The sequence below is a fragment of the Marinobacter sp. UBA2498 genome, assembly GCF_002341575.1.
In the GTDB taxonomy this organism is placed as follows: domain Bacteria; phylum Pseudomonadota; class Gammaproteobacteria; order Pseudomonadales; family Oleiphilaceae; genus Marinobacter; species Marinobacter manganoxydans.
In genome coordinates this window covers 4552-5301 of record NZ_DDOI01000016.1, presented here as the reverse complement: position 1 = coordinate 5301, position 750 = coordinate 4552, and the positions used below count along the sequence as shown (strand labels likewise).

Genomic DNA, 750 nt, shown 5'->3' with positions numbered 1-750 from the left:
GTTGCCCCGGTGGTGGTAATCCCCGAGGTGCCCTCGAAAAAGGCGTCTGCGGCAGAAATGCCCAGGTCACTCAGATAGAAAGGAAGCGATGAAAACAGGGCAATAATGAACCACGAAGATACCGTGAGTACGAACATGTACCTGGGCTTCAGATCTCTCGGTTTGCGGTAGGTGGCGGCCATTCCCAGTATACCGAGCCCCCAGACAATGGCGGCCGATTCTGCAAACGCCATGGCGTTCGGCGCTTCAGAGCCCGCAAGCAGGATGACAGGCAATGTCATGAAAATGCTCAAAAGCACGAACATGACGCTGACAATGAAAATGACGGGGTAGAGATTTCTCAATGGATGCTCGAGCCAGCTGATACCGGGAGACGGCGTCAGAATACCTGTGGGGTCGGCCTTCCGCAAGGTAACACCGCGCGGATGCTGAAATTACCGGCGAATTAAATCGGTGTAAATAACGCGTAAATGCGGATCTTTCTGATGGCAAAACGCGTCAGTCTGGTGCAAGTTCAGCGATGTACACCGAACAATTCGGTTAAGGAGATAAAAAATGAAACACGTACGTTCAATTGCCGTTATCTTTGCCACCGGTATGGCTGCTGCAGGAGCCGCATCCGCCCAGGATATGTACAAGTCTGGCGTTGGCGGGCTCTACACAGGCCTGAACTACACTTTCATGAACCTTGAGAGCGGTAACGCGGATGCCGACGTAGGCACGCTGTCTGCCAAAGTTGGCGTGATGGCG

2 pseudogenes are annotated in these 750 nt (G+C 53.3%); one reads left to right on the top strand and one right to left on the bottom strand.

Features of this window, described 5'->3' with window-relative positions:
* Positions 1–305, bottom strand: a pseudogene (locus B2W52_RS01710) (potassium transporter TrkH); the annotation flags it as partial.
* Positions 306–555: 250 nt separating this feature from the next.
* Between B2W52_RS01710 and B2W52_RS01705 the strand changes: the two are divergent.
* Positions 556–750 (top strand): annotated as a pseudogene (locus B2W52_RS01705) (porin family protein); the annotation flags it as partial.